Raw genomic sequence first — 18828 nt, 5'->3', positions numbered from 1 at the left:
GCGTGTGCTGCTGCGGCGCGGGGGCCGGCGTCGGGGCCGGCTGCTGGGCCTTCTGGGCTTCGGTCGTGACGACGTGGTCCATGGCCTGGTCAAGCGTCTTGTGGGCCGTCACGCCCGGCTGGTCACCCCAGCCGTTGCGCAGGGCCTGCTGCTGGCCGCCCAGCTTCTCCACCGCGTGCCAGTCCTGTTCGAACAGGCGCTGGTTCACGATGCCCACCTCGTACTGGCCCACGGCGGCGGGACGGGGCGGAGGACCGTTGGGCTGGGCCTCCTCCATGGTGACGACCTGGATGCGCCAGGCCCACACCGCGCCGATGAAGAAGAGGACCATGGCGCCAACGCCGACGCCCACGACCTTCCCCATGACGAGGTGGTCTTCCTCGGCCGCGACGCCATGCGCGCCGACGATGACCCGGGACTCGATTTCGGACTGGGTCTTCTTCATGGCTGCACGTACCTCAGGGACTCCGCGATGTACGGGTCCTTCACCGGAAGCGTGTACCGACCGCGCGCCCGCATCAGGGCGTAGCCCACCGCGACACCACCCACGCCCACCCAGGCCGTGATGAGGGTCCAGTGGAACGTCGGGCCGGCCTCACCGGAGAACGCCGGCCAGATGAGCCAGTACAAGTCCACCGCGTGGATGAGAAGCAGATACACGCCGACGACCGCCAGCTTGCGGGGCTGCTCCTTCAGCTTGCGTGACAGCAGCGTGAAGAACGGCAGCACGAAGTGGAGCCAGAACAGCGCGATGGACAGGGGGCGCCACGGGCCGAACATGCGCAGGCCGTAGAACGGGGCCTCTTCCGGGATGTTGGCGATCCACACGAGCAGGAACTGGGAGAAGGCGATGTAGGCCCAGAACGCCGTGAAGGCGAGCATGAGCTTGCCCAGGTTGTGGTAGTGCGACGTCTTGACGACGCTGCCGTACAGGTCCTTGCCCTGGGCGTTCACCGTGGCCAGCAGCAGCACGCAGAAGGCCGCCAGGAAGCTGCCGGAGAAGTAGTAGACGCCGTAGATGGTGGACTGCCACATCGGCGTGAGGCTCATCAGCCAGTCAAAGGCCGCGAACGTGATGGTGAGCCCCAGGAAGGGCAGGGCCCCGGGGGAGAAGCGGCGCTGCTTGACGGTGAGGTCCAGCCCGCCCGCCTCGTCCTGCTTCGTGCTCCAGCCATGGAGGCGGGTGCTCACGAAGATCCACACCGCGAAGTAGATGACCTGGCGGATGGCGAAGAACGTGGGGTTCAGGTAGCCGTGCTGCTTGTGGGCCAGGTGCTCCAGCTCCACGCCGTGGATGTTGGCGAGCAGGGGCGAGCCGGGAAACCAGGGGTAGAGGTACTTCAGGGCGGGGATGAGGCCCAGGAAGAGCACCGCGAAGACGGGCACCGCGATGGCCATCGTCTCCATGGTGCGGCGCAGGACGATGAGCCACTTGGCCTTCGCCGTGTGGAAGATGGCCAGCATGATGAGGGCGGCCACGCTGATGCCCACCCAGTAGGTGAAGCCCAGCAGGTAGCTGAAGCTGGTGGCCTCGGGGTTCATGAAGAACCCCACGGCGGTGAGCACGAGGCCCACCACGCCCAGGCCGAACGCGGGCACCATCAGCTTGGGCGTGCCGGTGTAGCGCTCCATGGCAGTCATCGGTTCTCCTGCGGGACGGGCTGGGCCCCCCCGGGGGTGCTGCGGGCGGCCTGCAGCGCGCGCACGTAGGCGACAACGGCCCAGCGCTCACGCGTGTCGAGCTCACCCGAGAAGGACGGCATCACGCCGTAGCCCTCGTTGATGGCGGTGTAGAAGTGGCCAGCCGGCTTGTCCGCGAGCTCCAGCAGCGACGGCGGCAGGCGCAGGGCCATGTTCTCCGCCACGATGCTGTTGCCGTCGCCGAGCACGCCATGGCACTGCGAGCAGACGACGTTGTACTTCTTCTGGCCCAGGGCGAGCAGCGGCTTGTCCACCGTCAGGGGGATGCTGGTGACGGCGACGCCGTTGGCGCGGCCCGTGCTGATGCCGGGGTTGCCCACCGGGCGCTCGCGCGGGACGGTGCCGGCGGGGGGCACGCGCATGGCGCGGCCGTCCGGCCAGAACTCGGAGGTCTCGTAGTACTCGTACTTGGCCTGGCTCTCCATGCGCTGGAGGAACTCAGAGCTGACGTTGCAGCCGGTGAGCGCGGCGAGCCCCGCGGCGGGGATGAGCCACCTCATTCGTTCTCTCCCGAGACGACGGTCACCTGGGTGGCGCCCAGGGACTTCAACTGGTTCGTGGTGTCCGTCGCGTCCTGCCCCGTGGGGTGCGGCACGCTCAGCCAGTAGCCGTGCGTGGACGCGCTGCGGAAGGCTTCGAACTCGAAGGCAGGGTGGTACGGCTGCGGCAGCTTGCTGAGGCCGAGCAGCCCGAAGACGATGCCGAACGCGCAGAAGAGCACGGTCAGCTCGAAGGTGATGGGCACCCATGCCGGGAGGCTCAACAGCGGACGACCGCCGATGTTGAGCGGATAGTCGATGGTGTTCATCCACGTCTGCATCGCGAGCGCGGTGACCAGACCGGTGAGGGCTCCACCCAGGGCGATGAAGGGCACCCGCGAAGGGGGCAACCCCAGCGCTTCCGACCCGCCGTGCAGCGGGTACGGAGAATAGGTGTCCATGCCCTGGAAGCCCTTCTCGCGCATCTGCCGGGTGGCATCCACGAGGGCATCCGGCGTGGCGAACTCGGCCAACACCCAGGAATCGAGGACCTTGGCTTCCATGACGCTAGTGCGCTCCGTGCGTGACCGCGGCGGAATCCGTGCCGTGGTGGCCGTTGGCGGCGTGGGCGGCGTGCTTCAGCTCGAGCTGCAGTTCCTTCACCTCGCTCACCGCGACGGCGGGAACGAACTTGAGGAACAGCAGGAACAGGGTGCCGAACAGGCCCAACGTGCCGATGTAGATGGACCAGTCCACCCAGGTGGGGCGGTACAGGTCCCACGACGAGGGCAGGAAGTCCTGGCTCAGCGAGGTGACGATGATGATGAAGCGCTCGCACCACATGCCGATGTTCACGGCGATGGAGGCCACCCACATGATGGGGATGCTGGTGCGGCACTTCTTGAACCAGAAGATGTTCGGGGTGATGACGTTGCAGGCGATCATCAGCCAGTACACCCCGGCGTAGGGGCCGGTGGCGCGGTTCACGTAGAAGGTCCAGATCTCGTACTGGTTCTGGGAGTACCAGGCGACGAAGTGCTCCATCATGTACCCGTAGGACACGATGAGGCCCGTCGCGAGGATGACCTTGTTCATGTTCTCCAGGTGGCGGTCGGTGATGACGTCCCGCAGGCCCAGGTACTTGCGGGCGGGCACGATGAGCGTGATGACCATCGCGAAGCCGCTGAACACGGCGCCGGCCACGAAGTACGGGGGGAAGACCGTGGTGTGCCAGCCCGGAATCTGGGACACGGCGAAGTCGAACGAAACGATGGTGTGCACGGACACCACCAGCGGCGTCGAAATGCCGGCGAGCAGCAGGTAGGCGATTTTATAGTTGTGCCAGTGCCGGCCGGAGCCGCGCCACCCCAGGGAGAACAGGCCGTAGATGGTGCGCTGCAGCTTCGTCTTGGACGAATCCCGCAGGGCGGCCAGGTCCGGGATGAGGCCCACGAACCAGAACAGCGCGGACACGGTGAGGTACGTGGAGATGGCGAACACGTCCCACACGAGCGGCGAGCGGAACTGCGGCCACGCGCCCAGGGTGCTGGGGTAGGGGAACAGCCAGAAGGCGAACCAGGGACGGCCCGTGTGCAGCAGCGGGAACAGGCCGGCGCACATGACGGCGAACAGCGTCATGGCCTCCGCGAAGCGGTTGATGCTCGTGCGCCACTTCTGCTGGAAGAGCAGGAGGATGGCGGAGATGAGCGTGCCGGCGTGGCCGATACCGACCCACCAGACGAAGTTGACGATGTCGAACGCCCAGCCGACGGGCTGGTTGTTGCCCCACACGCCGATGCCGCGCGCCAGGGTGTACGTGACGCCGATGACGAGCAGGCCCAGCGCCGCGGACGTGATGCCCAGCAGCATGAACCAGCCCTTGCCGGGCTTGCGCCAGACATGGTCCAGCAGCGTTTCATTGAGGGACTTGTCGTCGTGGTGCGGCGCGACGAGGTCCCGGGGCTCGAGCGGGTCGAGCGGGAGAGCGTGTGCGGTCTCGGCCATGACGGTCAGTGACCTCCTTCGTGCGTCGTGCCTGCTTCAGCGGGGGCCGCGGCGACGAGGGCAGGGTTGGGGTTGCGCAGGCGGATGAGGTGGGCGGTGCGGGGACGGGTGCCCAGCTCGTGCAGCAGCCGGTACGCGCGCTCGTCCTCGTGGAGCTGGGTGACGCGCTGGGCGGGGTCCGCGAGCGAGCCGAAGACGATGGCCTGCGTGGGGCAGGTCTGCTGGCACGCCGTCTGGAGCTCCGTCTCCTGGATGGCACGGCGCTCGATGCGGGCGTTGATGCGCACGCGCTCGATGCGCTGGACGCAGTACGTGCACTTCTCCATGACGCCGCGGTTGCGCACCGTGACGTCCGGGTTCATCAGCATCTTCTCGGTCGGCGTCTTGCCCTGCGTGTAGTGCAGGTAGTTGAAGCGGCGGACCTTGTAGGGGCAGTTGTTGGAGCAGTACCGCGTGCCGACGCAGCGGTTGTACACCATGTCGTTGAGGCCCTCGTCCGAGTGCACGGTGGCGTTCACCGGGCAGACGTACTCGCAGGGGGCCTTCTCGCAGTGCACGCACGCGACGGGCTGCATGACCATGGTGGGGTCGTTCTCGCTGCCCTCGAAGTAGCGGTCGATGCGCAGCCAGTGCATCTCACGGCCGCGGCCCACCTGCTCCTTGCCGACGACGGGGATGTTGTTCTCCGCCTGGCACGCCACGACGCACGCGTTGCAGCCCGTGCAGCGCGACAGGTCGATGGCCATGCCCCACTTGTAGCCCTCCGAGGGGGTCTTGGCGTAGTCGAAGTCGTTCAGGTTGTTCTGCTTGCCCAGCTCCAGCGGCCCCTGGACGCGCTCCAGGAGGTGCTCGGTGGCCTTCGACGGGTGCGCCAGCTCGCTGACCGGCATGTCCAGGGCCAGCGGACGGCCCTCCATGCGCCAGTGGTACTGGGTGCGGGAGAAGGTGTGGCTGCCGCGGACCTTGGTGAGCTTCGCGCCGCCGTCGAACCAGGGGGCGTTCACGCTGCGCAGCAGGTTCGCGTTGAAGCCCACGTCCTTGGCCACCACCTCGTGCAGGCCGGTGCGGCCGTAGCCCAGGTTCACGGTGACGGTGTCGTCCGCGTTGCCGGGGAGGACGGTGACGGGGACCTGCAGCTTGCGGCCGCCGTACTCCAGCTCCACCAGGTGGCCGTTCTCCAGGTCCAGCCGCTTGGCGGTGGCGGGGCTGAGGATGGCGGCGTTGTCCCAGGTGATCTTGGTGATGGGGTCCGGCAGCTCCTGCAGCCACGCGTTGTTCGCGAAGCGGCCGTCGAAGAGCTTGTAGTCGGTGACGAAGTTGATCTCCAGGTCACCGGACGCGGGCGGCTGGTACGCGCCCACGAGCGTGGCGGCGGCGCCCAGGTCGGGGGAGGCCGTCAGTCCGGCGGCGATGCTGCCGGGGACGACGCCCTCGGAGACCCAGGTCTCCCAGCGGGTCTCGAAGTCGGCGCGGCCGGCCTCGCCACCCTGCGCGGTCCAGTACTCGCGCAGCATCTGGTAGGCGGGGCGGTAGGGCTCGTCGAGGAACAGCGCGTACAGCTCCGCTTCCGGCACGCCGTTGAAGAGCGGCTGGATGAGGGGCTGGGCGATGGACACCGTGCCGTCCACCGCGCGGCCGTCGCTCCAGGTCTCCAGCTGGTGCGCCAGGGGCACGAACCAGTCGGCGTACTTGGAGGTCTCGTCCTCGTAGTGACCCGCGTACAGGACGGACAGCGCCTTGCGGTTCGCGTTGAGCTTGGGGTCCAGGACCTCCGCCAGGCCCGCGTCCACCGGGAGGGTGTAGAGCGGGTTGAAGGCGGTGATGACCAGCGTGTCCACGCGGCCGGCCTTGATGTCCTCCACCAGGGCGCGAACCTCCGCGAGGCCCGAGGCCTCCGGGGCGGCGGCCGGGACGACCTTCACGGTGGTGCCCAGGTTGCCCAGGGCGGCGTTGATGGCCTGGGCCAGCGCGTGCACGGCGGCGGGCTGACGCTCACCGGCGAGCACCGCGCTGCGGCCGGCCTTGGACTTGAGGTCCTGGGCCACGGCCTGCACCCACGAGGCGACTTCCGGGCGCAGCGTCCCGGCCTTGCCGGACGCGGAGGCGCCCAGGCTGGCGGCGGGGCCACCCACGGCCTGCGCGAGCGCGGCGGCGAGCCCGAAGACCTCCTGCGACTTCACGCGCAGGCGGTGGTCGGCCATGCCGCCGGTGATGGACATGCGGTGTTCGGCCACGTAGAGGCGGTTGAGCTCGCCGTTCTTCGGGTCGCGGCGGTCCGCGAACTGGCGCGCCAGGGCGAGGTTCGCCGGCCGGCTCTCCAGGAAGTCGCAGTCCAGGGAGACGATGATGTCCGCCCGGGTGAGGTCGTAGAGCGCGTGCGTGGGCTGGCCGAAGAGGGCGCGGTGCGCCTCGTCCGCGGCCTGGTCCACGGGGGAATAGCTGTGGAAGCGCGCGGCGGGCAGCTTGCGCTGGATGCGCGCCTTCACGTCGCCGAGCAGCGGCGAGTTGATGGGCTCCGACAGGAAGCGCAGGCGGGCGCCACCGTCGCCGGCGGCCTTGGTGCGCACGAGGTTGGAGACGTCCTCGGCGAGCACGCGCAGCGAGCGGGGGTTGTTGCCCTGGCGCAGCACGCGGGCGCGCTGCGGGTCATAGAGGGAGAGCAGGAAGGCCTGCTCGAACGGCCCGGCGGCGCCCTTGTTGATGGGGTGCTGGGGGTTGCCCTCGACCTTGATGGGTCGACCCTCGCGGGCGGTGATGAGCAGGCCGGAGGTGTGGCCCGCGAACGTCATGCCGGAGGCGTAGTGGAGCGGGTTGCCCGGGGCCACTTCCGGCGGCGTCTTGGTGTAGGGGACCAGCCGCTCGTCCTGGGGACGGGTGCTGCACGCGGTGGCGCCGGCCAGCGCGAGCGACGCGCCGAGGATCTGCATGAACTCGCGGCGGGCGAAGCCGGTGGGGGGCAGGTCCGCGCCGACGGGGAACTCCGGGCGGGTCTCCTCCAGGAACGCCGGCGTGGCGAGCTTCTCCTCCAGGCCGAGCCAGTACGTCTTGCCGTACGCGCCTTCCGCCGGGACGGCGCGGGTGGACGCGTGCGCGAGCGCCTCGGTCACGACGTCATTGTGATCGTGGTCGTGGTCGTGCGCGGCAGACGTGGCCTCGTTGCGACCCGAGACGACGGGGAGCGCGAACGAAGTAGGGATGTCCTGCGCGGGCGCGCTGTCAGGCTTGGTGTTCATCGGTGGCATGTGGAGCAGCTCGTGCGCGAGTGAACGTCGTATTCTTTGTAGAGCTTGTCGGCGAGCTCGGCGGCCTCGGCCTTATCCGCGGGAGGAGCCCAGGTCATGCTGGTGATGAACTCCGCGGGGCGGAGGTTGGGCTTCGGGTCGCGGTGGCAGTCGAGGCACCAGCTCATCGTCAGGGGGGCGGCCTGTTCGATGGCGCCCATCTGGTCCACGCGGCCGTGGCAGGTGGCGCAACCGACGCCCTTGCCCACGTGGATGGAGTGGTTGAAGTAGACGAAGTCCGGCAGGTTGTGGACGCGAACCCAGGGGATGGGCTGGTCGGCGAAGAACGCCTTGCGGACCTCGGTGAGGTACGGGCTCTTGTTCCACACCTGGGCGTGGCAGGACATGCACACGGTGGTGGAGGGGATGCCCGCCGACGGGGATTTCTCCACCGTCCAGTGGCAGTAGCGGCAGTCGATCTGCTCGTCACCGGCGTGGTGCCGGTGGTCGAACTCGATGGGCTGCTCCACCGGGCGCGCCTGATTGGTCACGAGCGGCGAGCGCACGTAGGCCAAGAGGCCGCCGATGGCGATGGCGGGCACCGCGAGGAGCATCGCGGCCGACAGGCGCGACACCGTATTCGTCCAGCGTGGAAAGAGAGGGCCGCTCATACCAGGACCAGGGGCAAGGGGACTGAAGGCGACATGAGACCAAGGGTGGACGCACGAATGCCGTCCGGCGCGGAAGTCGAGAGTGCCATCCCGGCCCCGGTGGACCGGGCGGGCGGTGGCTCCTGGCGCTCAGACGGCAAGGCAGTCACGTCCAACGAACCTCTAGGATGGTGCCGTGGGCGCGGGTCCCTCATGCATATCCCGGCCCAATGCGGCGCGGGACCATCGACCATCGACACGGCAGTGTCAACCATTCTGTGGAGAGTGGGAATACAGAGCGCATAGCACTTCCACGCGCGTTGGAAACAAGTTGCGCGTGCGCGTGATGAATCCCGCTTCTGGAGATCGGAAGGGGCTTTGCGCGTCGCGCCGCCGCGTCCTGGATCAATCCCTCTCAGGGTGCGCGCGCTACAGGGTGCGACGGTGCTGGAGCGGGGCTACTCGGAGTCGGGGTCGGCGCCGCTTCGCGTGACTCATGGGTCCCTAGACCTCCACCACCGCGGTGCCGGCGATGGCGAAGACGCGATCACCCCGGCCGCGCCGGACGTTGAGCCCGCCCGTGAAGGCGCTGAAGGCGGGCAGCACGCCCACGCCGGGGCGCAGGTGGAAGCAGGGGAGCCGCAGCCGGTCCGCGCCGCCCTCCAGCCGCACCATGGGATGAAGGTGACCGGCCCACACGAAGCGTCCGGCCGCGGGCTCCGGGTGGTGGGCGAAGCGGAAGGGGCCTTCGTCCAGGGCGTCCTCGCGGTCCTCCATGTTCCAGGCGGGGGGCAGGGCGCGGACGTGGCGGTCGTGGTTGCCCCGGATGAGGACCACGTCCAGGTGGGGGTGGTCCTTGCGCCAGGTGCTGACGCGCTGGATGACGTCCCCGGTGAGCCCCTGGCGCGAGTGGACCAGGTCCCCTACGAGCAGCAGGCGTCGGGCCCGGGTGGCGGTGAGCGCGGCGGACAGGCGCTCAAGGTCGTCGTCCAGCACGCCCGAGGGCAGGGGGATGCCGTGTTGCTGGAAGGACTCCGTCTTGCCCCAGTGCAGGTCGGCCACCGCGAGCACCCCGGCCTGGGGCCAGTGCAGGGCGCGCTCCGGGAGCAGCTCCACGTCCGCATCACCTATGCGGGTCTGGCATCGGCCTGGGACCATCGCTCCTTGAGACGCTCCACGCGGTCCAACAGGGATTCGTTGGACACGCTCGCGCTGATGCGCTCGATGACGAGCGGGAAGGCCAGCGGCGAGGGCCGGTGGACGTGGACGAACTCGACGGGGCTCGCCTCCAGGCGCTCCAGCGTCCGGGCGAGGCGGCCCTGTTCGAACTGCTGCTCCAGCACCTCGCGGCGCGCCTGACGCAGGAGCAGGTTGTCCGGGTCGTACTTCACGAAGACGTCATAGAGGAGCGCGGCGCTGGCCTGCACCTGGCGCGTGGACTTGCGCGCTCCGGGCAGGCCCGGCATCACCAGCCCGGCCACGCGGGCGATGTCACGGAACTGGCGCCGCGCGAGCTCGCTCAGGTTCACGCTCTCCAGGATGTCCTCCACCAGCCGCTCGCGGGTGAAGAGGGCGGGGCGCAGCGCTTCCTCGAAGGGGAAGGGCGTGGGCGTGAGCAGCTCCATCCCGTAGTCGTTCACCGACAGGCTGAAGGTCGCCTTCTGCAAGCGCGTGAGGCGCAGGGCGAGCAGCGCCACCAGCCCTTCGTGCACCAGCCGCCCTTCAAAGGGGTAGAGGAACAGGTGGTAGCCGTCGCGCGTGTGGCAGGACTCCGCCAGACAGCCGCCGTCGCCGGGGATGCGCGACAGGCGGGCCTGCGCGTCGAGGATGGGCCACGCGGCGGCGATCTCATCCCGGGTGATATCGCCCTGGCGCGCGGCCTCCAACGTGCGACGCATCGCGGACGCGAGCGAGGTGGACAGGGGCAGGCGACTGCCTCCCCAACGTGGCGTCTGCGTGGCCCTGGCCTTCGCGGGCTTCACATAGGCCGTCATGTCCTTGAAGCGGCTGAACTCCAGACGGCGGCCCGCGAAGAGGAAGGTGTCCCCCGGCTTCAGGCGGCTGACGTAGGACTCCTCCACCGTGCCCAGCGTGCCGCCGCTCCAGTAACGCAGTTGCACGGAGGCATCCGAGCTGATGGTGCCGATGTTGAGCCGGTGCAGCCGCGCGAGGCGTGCGTCGGTGACGCGGAAGCGGCCCTCGTGCTCCACCACGCGGCGGAACTCCGGGTAGGCGCGCAGGGTGGGGCCTCCCTCGCGCACGAGGGAGAGCGTCCACTCGAACTCCTCGTCGGTGAGGCCCGCGTAGCTCGTGGCGGTGCGGACCTCGTCGCGCAGCGCCTCACGCGTGAAGCCTCCGCCCAGCGCGCAGGTGACCAGGTGTTGCGCCAGCACATCGAGTGGCTTGGACAGCGGCGTGCGCGGCTCCACCTCACGGCGCGCGATGGCGTCTCGGGCGGCGGCCATCTCCACCAACTCCAGCGCGTGCGTGGGGACGAAGAGGATGCGACAGGTGGCGCCGGGGCGGTGCGCGCTGCGGCCCGCGCGTTGGAGCGTGCGGCCGATGCCCTTGGGGCTTCCTATCTGGATGACACGCTCCACCGGGCTGAAGTCCACGCCCAGGTCCAGCGAGGACGTGCAGATGACGAGCCGCAGGCTGCCGTCCTTGAGGCCTCCTTCCACGCGCTCGCGCTCCTCGCGGTCGATGGAGCCGTGGTGCAGCGCGAGGAGGTGCTCCCATTCGGGGCGCAGGTAGCGCAGGCCCTCGAACCAGCGCTCCGCCTGCGAGCGCGTGTTGGTGAAGAGCAGCGTGGACTGATTCGGATCCAACCAGTCCGCGACGCGCGGGAGCATGGTGAAGCCCAGGTGTCCCGACCACGGGAAGGTGTCCACCTGCTCCGGCACCAGCGTCTCCACGTCCACCGGGCGCTGGAGGTCCGCGCTCACCAGCGTGGGCGTGCGCTCCGTTCCCACGACGGTGCGCGCGGCTTCGTCCAGGTTGGCGAGCGTGGCGGACAGCGCCCAGATGCGCACGTCCGGCGCGAAGCGGCGCAGGCGGGCCAGCGCGAGCTCCACCTGCGTGCCGCGCTTGGAGGCGAGGAGTTCATGCCACTCGTCCACGATGATGGCGCGCAGTGAGGCGAAGTTCTCCGCTGCCTGTTCTTGCGCGAGGAGCAGCGACAGGGACTCGGGCGTGGTGATCAGCACCTGCGGCAGTCGTTCGCGCTGACGCTGTCGCACGGAGGAGGACGTGTCGCCCGTGCGGCTCTCCACTTCCAGGTCCGTGTCCAGCGCGAGCAGCGGTTCGAGCAGGGCCTGCTCCACGTCTCGCGACACCGCGCGCAGGGGCGTGAGGTAGAGGACCTGGAGGCCCTTCTGCTTGCGCTCCGCGACGTCCGCCAGCGGGCCCAGGTAGGCCGCGTAGGTCTTCCCCGCGCCCGTGGGCACGTGGATGAGGCCGCTCTCTCCTCGCGCGTATGCGGCCCAGGCCTCTTCCTGGAACGCGTAGGGCGTCCAGCTCTTCGAGGCGAACCAGCGCCGCAGTTGCTCCATCGGCGGCCCCTGGAACGAGGAGGGCGCTCTGGGCGCGGGCCGCTTCTTCGCGCGGGTTTTCGTTGGAGCAGGGGGAGCCGGCTGCTTCTCCGGCGCCTGTTTGCCGCGCATGCGGTTGCGGCGCGGCCTGCTAGTGGGCGACATCGAGCAGCCCCTTCAGCGAATCGAGCGTGTCCGCGTCACGGGCCGTCTTGTCCGCGCGCCAGCGCGCGATGCGGGGGAAGCGCAGGGCGATGCCGGACTTGTGGCGCGGCGAGGGGGCGATGGCCTCGAAGTGCAGCTCGAAGACCTGCTCCGGATCCACCGAGCGCACCGGCCCGAACTTCTCGCGCGTGTGGGCGCGGATCCACCGGTCCAATCGGCCGATCTCCTCGTCGGTGAGCCCCGAGTACGCCTTCGTCACCGGCAGCAGGTCCTCGCCGTTCCACACCGCGAACGTGTAGTCCGTGTAGAGCGACGAGCGCCGGCCGTGACCCGGATGCGCGTACAGCAGCACCGCGTCCACCGTGTACGGATCGATCTTCCACTTCCACCAGTCGCCGCGCTTGCGCCCCGTCTGGTACGTCGAATCCAGGCGCTTGATCATCAGGCCCTCGACGTTGCGCGCGCGGGACTCCTTGCGCAGCTCGGCCAGGGCCTCCCACGAGGGCGCTGTCACCGACGGCGAGAGGGGGAAGCGCGGGTGGTCCTTGAGCAGCGTCTCCAATCTCGCGCGGCGCTCGCGCAGGGGCAGTTCGCGCACGTCCTTGCCGTCCTGTTCCAGCAGGTCGTAGACGACGAACGCGGCGGGCGCTTCCGCGAGCACCTTGGGCGTGAGCTTCTGCCTTCCAATGCGGCGCTGGAGCCGGGCGAAGGGCAGGGGGACGCCGTCCTCGTACGCCATCACCTCGCCGTCGAGCACCGTGCCTTCGGGCAGCGCGCGGGCGGCTTCGGTGATCTCCGGGAAGCGCTCGGTGATCAGCTCCTCGCCGCGACTCCAGAGGAACACGTCGCCCTCGCGTCGGATCAGCTGTCCCCGGATGCCGTCCCACTTCCATTCGACGAGCCATCCGCTCAACTCGCCCAGCGACTCCGGTGTCTGCTCCAGCGGCGAGGCGAGGTAGTACGGGTAGGGGCGCGACACGTGCCCGTCCGAGACGTCCGGGGCCACGAGCTGTTCGAAGAAGGCCCGCGTGGGCGACCAGGTGCCCATCAGCCGGTGCGCCACGCTGGGGGGCGGCAGGCCCGTGACCTGCGCGATGGCTCGCACCACCAGCGTGTTGGACACGCCCACGCGCAGCTCACCGGTGAGCATCTTGTTGAGGAGGAACAGCTCGCGGCGGGGCATGGACTTCCACCAGCCCACCACGCGCTCGCGCTGCTCCGAGGCGTCCAGGCCTCGCAGGGGCAACAGGCGCTCTTCCAGCCAGGTGGAGAGGGGAAGCTCCTCGGCGTGCTCGGGCGGGAGGTTCGCTCCGTCGAGCAAGAGCGCGATGACCTCCGCGAGGTCTCCCACCGACGCGTAGACCTCGTCGAAGAGCCAGTCGGAGATGCCGGTCAGCTCCTGCGTCCAGCCCACCAGCAACTTCGACGTCAGCAGCCGCTTGAGCTTCTGGCCCGTGAGGAAGAAGAGGCCCCACGCGGCGTCCTCGGGCGGCGTCTCGCGGAAGTAGCGCGCCATCGCATCCACCTTCGCGTTGGTGGACGTCGTCTGGTCGAGCGTGTCGTACAGGTCGGCCAGTCTGCGCACGCGTCAGTCCTCCGCTTCGCCCTCGAAGGGCGTGGCGAGCGGCGAGGCATCCACGCCCCGCTCCCGCAGGTAGTGCGACAAGGGATCCGTGTAGCCGTGCGTGACGAGCACCTTCTCCGCCTGCGTGTCCGCCACCGTGCGCAACAGGTCCGGCCAGTCCGCGTGATCCGACAGCACGAACCCCCGGTCGAAACCCCGTCGCCGCCGGTTGCCCCGCACGCGCATCCACCCCGACGCGAAGCCCGTCTCCGCTTCACCGAAGCGGCGCATCCATGTCGAACCGCCCGCGCTCGGCGGCGCCAGCACCAGCGCGCCCGCGAACGACGTGCCCTTCTCCGCCTCCGACACCAACTGCGTGGGCAGCATCTCCACGCCCGCCTCGCGGTACGCGGTGACGAGCCCGTTGACCGCGCCGTGCACGAAGGCAGGCCGGTCCGTCAGCTTCCCCAGCTCCGCGAGCAGCCGCTGCGCCTTGCCCAGCGCGTAGCAGAACAGCACCGCCGAACGTCCCGCCTCGCGGTTCGCGTCCCACCAGCGCAGGATGTCCTGGGCCACGAGGCGCGGATCATCCCAGCGGTAGATGGGCAGGCCGAACGTGGCCTCGGTGATGAACGTGTGGCAGCGCACCACCTCGAAGGGCGCGCACGTTGGATCCGGCGTGCGCTTGTAGTCGCCGGAGACGACCCACACCTCACCCTGATGCTCGATGCGGATCTGCGCGCTGCCCAGCACGTGCCCCGCCGGGTGGAAGCTCACGGTGGTGTCGCCCACGGTCAGCTTCTCGCCGTACTCCAGCGTGTCGATGACCGCGTCCGCGCCCAGCCGCCGCTGCAACAAGCCCAGTCCCGCGCGGGCGCCCAGGTAGCGCTGGCTGCCGCTCCTCGCGTGGTCGCCATGTGCATGCGTGACGAGGGCCCGCTCCACCGGGCGCCAGGGGTCGATGTGGAAGTTCCCCGCCTGGCAGTACAGGCCCTGCGGCGTCACGGAGACCAGCGGCGTTCGGTCCTGGAAGGAAAGGGTGGCCACGGTCCTCTAGAGGTAACGAGGCCCTGGGGAGGGGGCTACCCACGGAGGAACCGGGCCTTTCGCTCCGCTGACAAGAGGGCGGCCGTGCAGTCAGGCGCTGCTTGCAGCCCATAGGACGAAGCCAGCGACCGGAGGGCCCCTTGGATGGCATCCGCGAACGGGGGATAAACCCAGGACACCCCGTCCGCACCACCGCTCCTCCGAACCCCCATGATGACGCTCACCCTGCTGCTGACCCTGGCGCTGGCCCAGGCTGAACCGTCGCTCCTCGAGTACAGCGTGTCGTCGGAGAGCACGGAGGCGGTGGCGCCGGAGGACTTCCAGGTCACCGCGTTCGAGCCGGGCCAGACGCTCTACCTGGGTGTGGACGAGGCCAACCTGCGCGCCACTGCGGCAGCGGATGGGGCCGTGGTCCAGACGTTGATGCTGGGCACCCGCGTGCGAGTCGTGGCCGCGGGCATGCGCGCGAAGGTCGGCGAGTACGTCAACGCCTGGTACCAGGTGGCGGTCGAGGACGCGAAGGCGCCGAAGGGCTCGGCGCCTGTCACGGGCTGGGTCTTCGGCAACACGCTCACGCCGTTCCGCTTCGAGGCCGACCTGGACGGTGACGGCGAGCTGGAAGTGGCCACGGTGGTGATGAGCAACGACTTCAAGGCCCGCGTGCGCGTGCTGGAGCCGAACGTGAAGCCGCCGCGCCGCGTGTCGAGCGTGGACGTGATGGTGGCGTCCGAGTCGTACGGCAGTGGCAAGGGGGGGCCGGCGGAGGTGAAGCTCGTCGCGGCGAAGAAGGCGGGGATGGCGCTGTTGATGGTGGACTCCCGGCCGGAGCGCTGCGGCGACTTCGTCACCTCGTACGTCAGCTACACGGTGCCGGAGAAGAAGAAGGGCGTGCTCGGCAAGGCGAAGCTCGCGCTGGAGCTGGGCGGGCTGTCCGACCCGCCGACCATCGCCACGTTCAAGGTCGCCTTCCAGCCGGCGGCGAAGCGCGCCCAGGTGACCCGGACGAACATCGAGGAGGACGAGAAGGGGCGCGAGCGGAAGAACACCCGGCGCGAGTTGTATCAATGGCAGGACGGCGTGTTCGCGGAAGTGAAGCCGTAGCTGAAGCGCCCGGAAGGCCGGGCACCCGGGCGCCCCTCCGGGTGGTGGATGAGGGGCCAGGGCAATCGACCATGGATGCGCAGGAGCGGAAGGCAGCCTACCGGAAGCACGCGGAGTCAGGTCTTGCGGTGCCGGTGTCGGTGGAACTGCCGGCGGACCTGGACACGCCGCTGTCGGCATACCTGAAGCTGGGCGGCGGAGGCCGCGGCTTCATCCTCGAGTCGTGCTACGGCGGCGAGCGCTTCGGGCGCTACAGCCACGTGGGCGCGAACCCGGCGGGCCGCGTGCGGCTGGACGGCAACGGGCTCACGTTGTGGCGGGGCTCGCACGAGGAGCGTCGCGAGGGCCGCCCCCTGGACGTGCTGCGCACCCTCTGGCGCGAGCTCTCCGTGGCCACGCTTCCGGGCGAGGCGCCCTTCCTGGGCGGGCTCGTGGGCTACCTGGGCTACAACGCCACCTCGTGGTTCGAGCCGCGCGTTCCGGACCGGCATCCGCGCGACACCGGCTTCCCGGACTCGGAATGGCTGGTGGCCGAGGACTTCGTCACCCACGACACGCGCACCCAGACGCTCAAGGCCATCGCCATCGCGCGGCCCGCTCTGCACGGCAGCGTCGCGGCGGCGCTGAAGGACGCGGAAGCGCGCGCCGAGGCCATGGCGGAGAAGCTGCGCCGCCCGCTGCCGCCGGAGGCCTATGCGCCGGCCCCCGCGCAGAAGAATGCCCCCGCGCCCGTCGCGTGCTGGGACCGCGAGGGCTACGCCGCCGCGGTGGACAAGGTGAAGGAGTACGTCCGCGCGGGGGATTGCTTCCAGGCGGTGCTCGCGCGGCGCTTCGAGGCGAAGGGCGCCATCCCGCCGCTGTCGCTCTACCGGGCGCTGCGGCGCGTGAACCCGTCGCCGTACCTGTTCCTCGTGGACCTGGGCGAGGCGAGAGCGCTGGTGGGCGCTTCGCCGGAGCTGCTCGTGCAGGTGCGTGATGGAGACGTGGTGGTGCGCCCCATCGCGGGCACGCGGCGCCGGGGCGGCTCCGAGGCCGAGGACGTGGCGCTGGAGAAGGAGCTGCTCGCGGACGAGAAGGAGCGCGCCGAGCACATCATGCTGGTGGACCTGGGCCGCAACGACGTGGGCCGCGTCGCGGCGCCGGGCACCGTGCGCATCGAAGACCTGATGATCATCGAGCGCTACAGCCACGTGATGCACATCGTGTCCCAGGTGCGCGGCAAGCTGGACACCACGCGCTTCGACGCGCTGGACGCGCTGGCGAGCACCTTCCCGGCGGGCACCGTGTCGGGGGCTCCGAAGATTCGCGCGATGCAGATCATCGACGAGCTGGAGCCCATGCGGCGCGGGCCCTATGCCGGCGCGGTGGGCTACCTGTCCTTCTGCGGCACGCTGGACGTGGCCATCGCGCTGCGCACCTTCTTCGTGGACGGCGACCGCACGATGTGGACCGCCGGCGCGGGGCTGGTGGCGGACTCGGATCCGATGAAGGAAGCGGACGAAACCGAAGCGAAGGCGGGCGCCATGGCCGCCGCGCTGCGCATGGCGCGCGAGGGAGGCGGGCGATGATCCTCGTCATCGACAACTACGACTCGTTCACCTTCAACCTCGTGCAGCTGCTCTACACGCTGGGGGCGGAGGTGAAGGTCGTCCGCAACGACGCGCTGGATGCCGCGGGCGTCGCCGCGTCGGGCGCGTCCCACCTGGTGGTGTCTCCGGGGCCCTGCACACCGCATGAAGCAGGGGTGAGCGTGACGGCCATCTCCCAGTCGCGCGTGCCGGTGCTGGGCGTGTGCCTGGGGCACCAGTCCATTGGCGCGGCGTTCGGCGGGCAGGTGGTGCGCGCGCCGGAGCCCGTGCACGGCAAGGCGGCGCGCATCCAGCACGGCGGCACCGGCGTGTTCACCGGGTTGAGCCAGGGGTTCCAGGCGGCGCGCTACCACTCGCTGGTGGTGGCGGCGGACTCGCTGCCCAAGGAGCTGGAAGCGACGGCGTGGAGCCAGGACGGACTGGTGATGGCGCTCAAGCACCGGTCGCGGCCGGTGGTGGGCTTCCAGTTCCATCCGGAGAGCGTGCTCACTCCGGAAGGGCCGGCGCTGGTGCGCAACTTCCTGGAAGGGAAGCTGTAGCGCTCAGCCCTTGAGGTGCATGGTGTCGTTCCAGCTCGCGAGGACCGGCTGCGCGCCGCCGGCCTCGGTGCTGAGGACGCTGATGGACGCGGTGTCCAGGTGGAACAGCCTGCCTCCGTCTGGAGGCAGGCCCAGCCAGCGCGCGGCGAGGATGCGCAGCACGTGGCCGTGGGCGAAGAGCAGCACGTCGTCATTGAGGGCGCGCGCGTCCGCGATGACGCCGTCCACCCGGGCGGCCACCTGCTCCAGCGTCTCACCGTTGGGGACGCCGTCGCGCCAGAGCGTCCAGCCCGGGCGGGTGGTGCGGATGTCCGCGCCGGTGCGTCCCTCGTAGTCGCCGTAGTCGAACTCCATCAGGTCGTCGCGCTTCTGGACCACGTCGCCGTAGCCGGCGAGCACGCAGGTCTCCAGGGCGCGCGTCAGCGGACTCGACCACACGGCGGCGAAGCTCCAGGAGCGCAGGGGCGCGCCCAGTTGCTCTCCCATCTTCCGCCCCGTCTCCAGGAGCGGCAGGTCGGTGCGGCCGGTGTGCTGGCTGGAGCGGCTCCACTCCGTCTCACCGTGACGGACGAGGACCACCTGGGGCGCGCGAGTCTTCATGCGGCCAATCTGTGCCAGCCACGGGCTGGATGGGTGGGAAAAAGGCCGCGCTACTTCTTCCGTGTCCGCCACTCCTCACGGCTCTGGCCCCAGATCTCCATGGGGTCCTTCTCGTAGGGAGCCGGCAGGTGCTGCATGCGCAGGAAGCGGGAGCCCAGTCGCTGGGCCACCTGCTTCGACGGCGTGTTCTCCGGGGCGATGGAGTGGATGACCTCCGTCCAGCCCAGGTGGTCGAAGGCCCAGTCGATGGTGGCGGCGGAGCCCTCGGAGGCGTAGCCCTTGCCCCAGTGTTCGCGCAGCAGCCCCCAGCCGACCTCGGTGCCCGGCCAGCCGTCCGGCTTCCACGGCCCGAGCCGGCCCACCCACTTCCCCGTGGACTTCTCGAACACGGAGAACATGGCGTAGCCCTGGAGCACCCATGAGCCGGCCATGGTGCAGACCGCCCGCCACACATTGGAGCGCGACTGGACGCCGCCGATGAAACGCGCGGCTTCCGGATCCGCCATCATCGCGCAGAAGCCGTCCAGGTCCTGCAGCGTGGGCGGCCGCAGGATGAGGCGCGGGGTTTCGAGGGTGGGGCCCAGGGTGATCATGTCCGGTCTCCGGGTGTCAGGCTTCGATGCCCGGAGGACCGTAAC

16 protein-coding genes are annotated in these 18828 nt (G+C 69.7%); 3 read left to right on the top strand and 13 right to left on the bottom strand.

Going from position 1 to position 18828, the window contains the following annotated elements; translation table 11 throughout:
- The 11 genes from D7V97_RS11510 to D7V97_RS11460 all read right to left on the bottom strand — a co-directional run.
- Positions 1-445: hypothetical protein (locus D7V97_RS11510; protein WP_233582677.1), on the bottom strand; the 445-nt coding region annotated here is incomplete at its 3' end.
- On the bottom strand, positions 442-1641 hold the full coding sequence (locus D7V97_RS11505; RefSeq protein WP_120610660.1) for a hypothetical protein: 1200 nt from the start codon (positions 1639-1641) through the stop codon (positions 442-444). The genes D7V97_RS11505 and D7V97_RS11510, both read right to left, overlap by 4 nt.
- Positions 1638-2201, bottom strand: coding sequence for a cytochrome c (locus D7V97_RS11500; protein WP_120610659.1), 564 nt, complete (start codon positions 2199-2201; stop codon positions 1638-1640). The genes D7V97_RS11505 and D7V97_RS11500 overlap by 4 nt, the downstream gene beginning before the upstream one ends.
- Positions 2198-2743, bottom strand: coding sequence for a DUF3341 domain-containing protein (locus tag D7V97_RS11495; RefSeq protein ID WP_120610658.1), 546 nt, complete (start codon positions 2741-2743; stop codon positions 2198-2200). The genes D7V97_RS11500 and D7V97_RS11495 overlap by 4 nt, the downstream gene beginning before the upstream one ends.
- Before the next feature lie 4 nt (positions 2744-2747).
- On the bottom strand, positions 2748-4184 hold the full coding sequence (gene nrfD / locus D7V97_RS11490) for an NrfD/PsrC family molybdoenzyme membrane anchor subunit (protein WP_120610657.1): 1437 nt from the start codon (positions 4182-4184) through the stop codon (positions 2748-2750).
- Positions 4185-4189: 5 nt separating this feature from the next.
- Positions 4190-7417, bottom strand: coding sequence for a TAT-variant-translocated molybdopterin oxidoreductase (locus tag D7V97_RS11485; RefSeq protein ID WP_120610656.1), 3228 nt, complete (start codon positions 7415-7417; stop codon positions 4190-4192).
- Positions 7414-8076 carry a cytochrome c3 family protein gene (locus tag D7V97_RS11480; RefSeq protein ID WP_120610655.1) on the bottom strand — a complete coding sequence of 221 codons (663 nt, stop codon included), beginning with the start codon at positions 8074-8076 and terminating at the stop codon, positions 7414-7416. The genes D7V97_RS11485 and D7V97_RS11480 overlap by 4 nt, the downstream gene beginning before the upstream one ends.
- Positions 8077-8559: 483 nt before the next feature.
- Complete coding sequence (gene pdeM / locus D7V97_RS11475; RefSeq protein WP_120610654.1) at positions 8560-9213, bottom strand: ligase-associated DNA damage response endonuclease PdeM; 654 nt, start codon at positions 9211-9213, stop codon at positions 8560-8562.
- Positions 9183-11606, bottom strand: a complete 2424-nt coding sequence (locus D7V97_RS11470) for a ligase-associated DNA damage response DEXH box helicase (protein ID WP_233582675.1) — start codon at positions 11604-11606, stop codon at positions 9183-9185. Before D7V97_RS11470 ends, pdeM begins: the two co-directional genes overlap by 31 nt.
- A gap of 130 nt (positions 11607-11736) precedes the next feature.
- Positions 11737-13335 carry an ATP-dependent DNA ligase gene (locus D7V97_RS11465; RefSeq protein WP_120610652.1) on the bottom strand — a complete coding sequence of 533 codons (1599 nt, stop codon included), beginning with the start codon at positions 13333-13335 and terminating at the stop codon, positions 11737-11739.
- 3 nt (positions 13336-13338) lie between these two features.
- Positions 13339-14361: a ligase-associated DNA damage response exonuclease gene (locus tag D7V97_RS11460; protein ID WP_120610651.1), complete on the bottom strand. Its 1023-nt coding sequence runs from the start codon at positions 14359-14361 to the stop codon at positions 13339-13341.
- A 210-nt stretch (positions 14362-14571) separates the two neighbouring features.
- Here D7V97_RS11460 and D7V97_RS11455 point away from each other — a divergent pair, with 210 nt between their 5' ends.
- The 3 genes from D7V97_RS11455 (at position 14572) to D7V97_RS11445 (ending at position 17590) form a co-directional block, all read left to right on the top strand.
- On the top strand, positions 14572-15462 hold the full coding sequence (locus tag D7V97_RS11455; protein WP_120610650.1) for an SH3 domain-containing protein: 891 nt from the start codon (positions 14572-14574) through the stop codon (positions 15460-15462).
- 71 nt (positions 15463-15533) lie between these two features.
- Positions 15534-17030, top strand: a complete 1497-nt coding sequence (locus tag D7V97_RS11450) for an anthranilate synthase component I family protein (RefSeq protein ID WP_120610649.1) — start codon at positions 15534-15536, stop codon at positions 17028-17030.
- A complete protein-coding gene (locus D7V97_RS11445) occupies positions 17027-17590 on the top strand; it encodes an aminodeoxychorismate/anthranilate synthase component II (protein ID WP_120610648.1) in 564 nt (187 codons plus the stop codon). The genes D7V97_RS11450 and D7V97_RS11445 overlap by 4 nt, the downstream gene beginning before the upstream one ends.
- Positions 17591-17593: 3 nt before the next feature.
- On the opposite strand, the gene D7V97_RS11440 is transcribed toward D7V97_RS11445, so the two are convergent.
- A complete protein-coding gene (locus D7V97_RS11440) occupies positions 17594-18190 on the bottom strand; it encodes a histidine phosphatase family protein (protein ID WP_120610647.1) in 597 nt (198 codons plus the stop codon).
- A gap of 50 nt (positions 18191-18240) precedes the next feature.
- On the bottom strand, positions 18241-18783 hold the full coding sequence (locus D7V97_RS11435; protein ID WP_120610646.1) for a GNAT family N-acetyltransferase: 543 nt from the start codon (positions 18781-18783) through the stop codon (positions 18241-18243).
- Positions 18784-18828: the final 45 nt, after the last annotated feature.

Origin of the sequence: Corallococcus sp. CA053C (assembly GCF_003611675.1) — a bacterium.
Lineage (GTDB): Bacteria > Myxococcota > Myxococcia > Myxococcales > Myxococcaceae > Corallococcus.
This window is presented reverse-complemented; position numbering and strand designations above follow the sequence as displayed.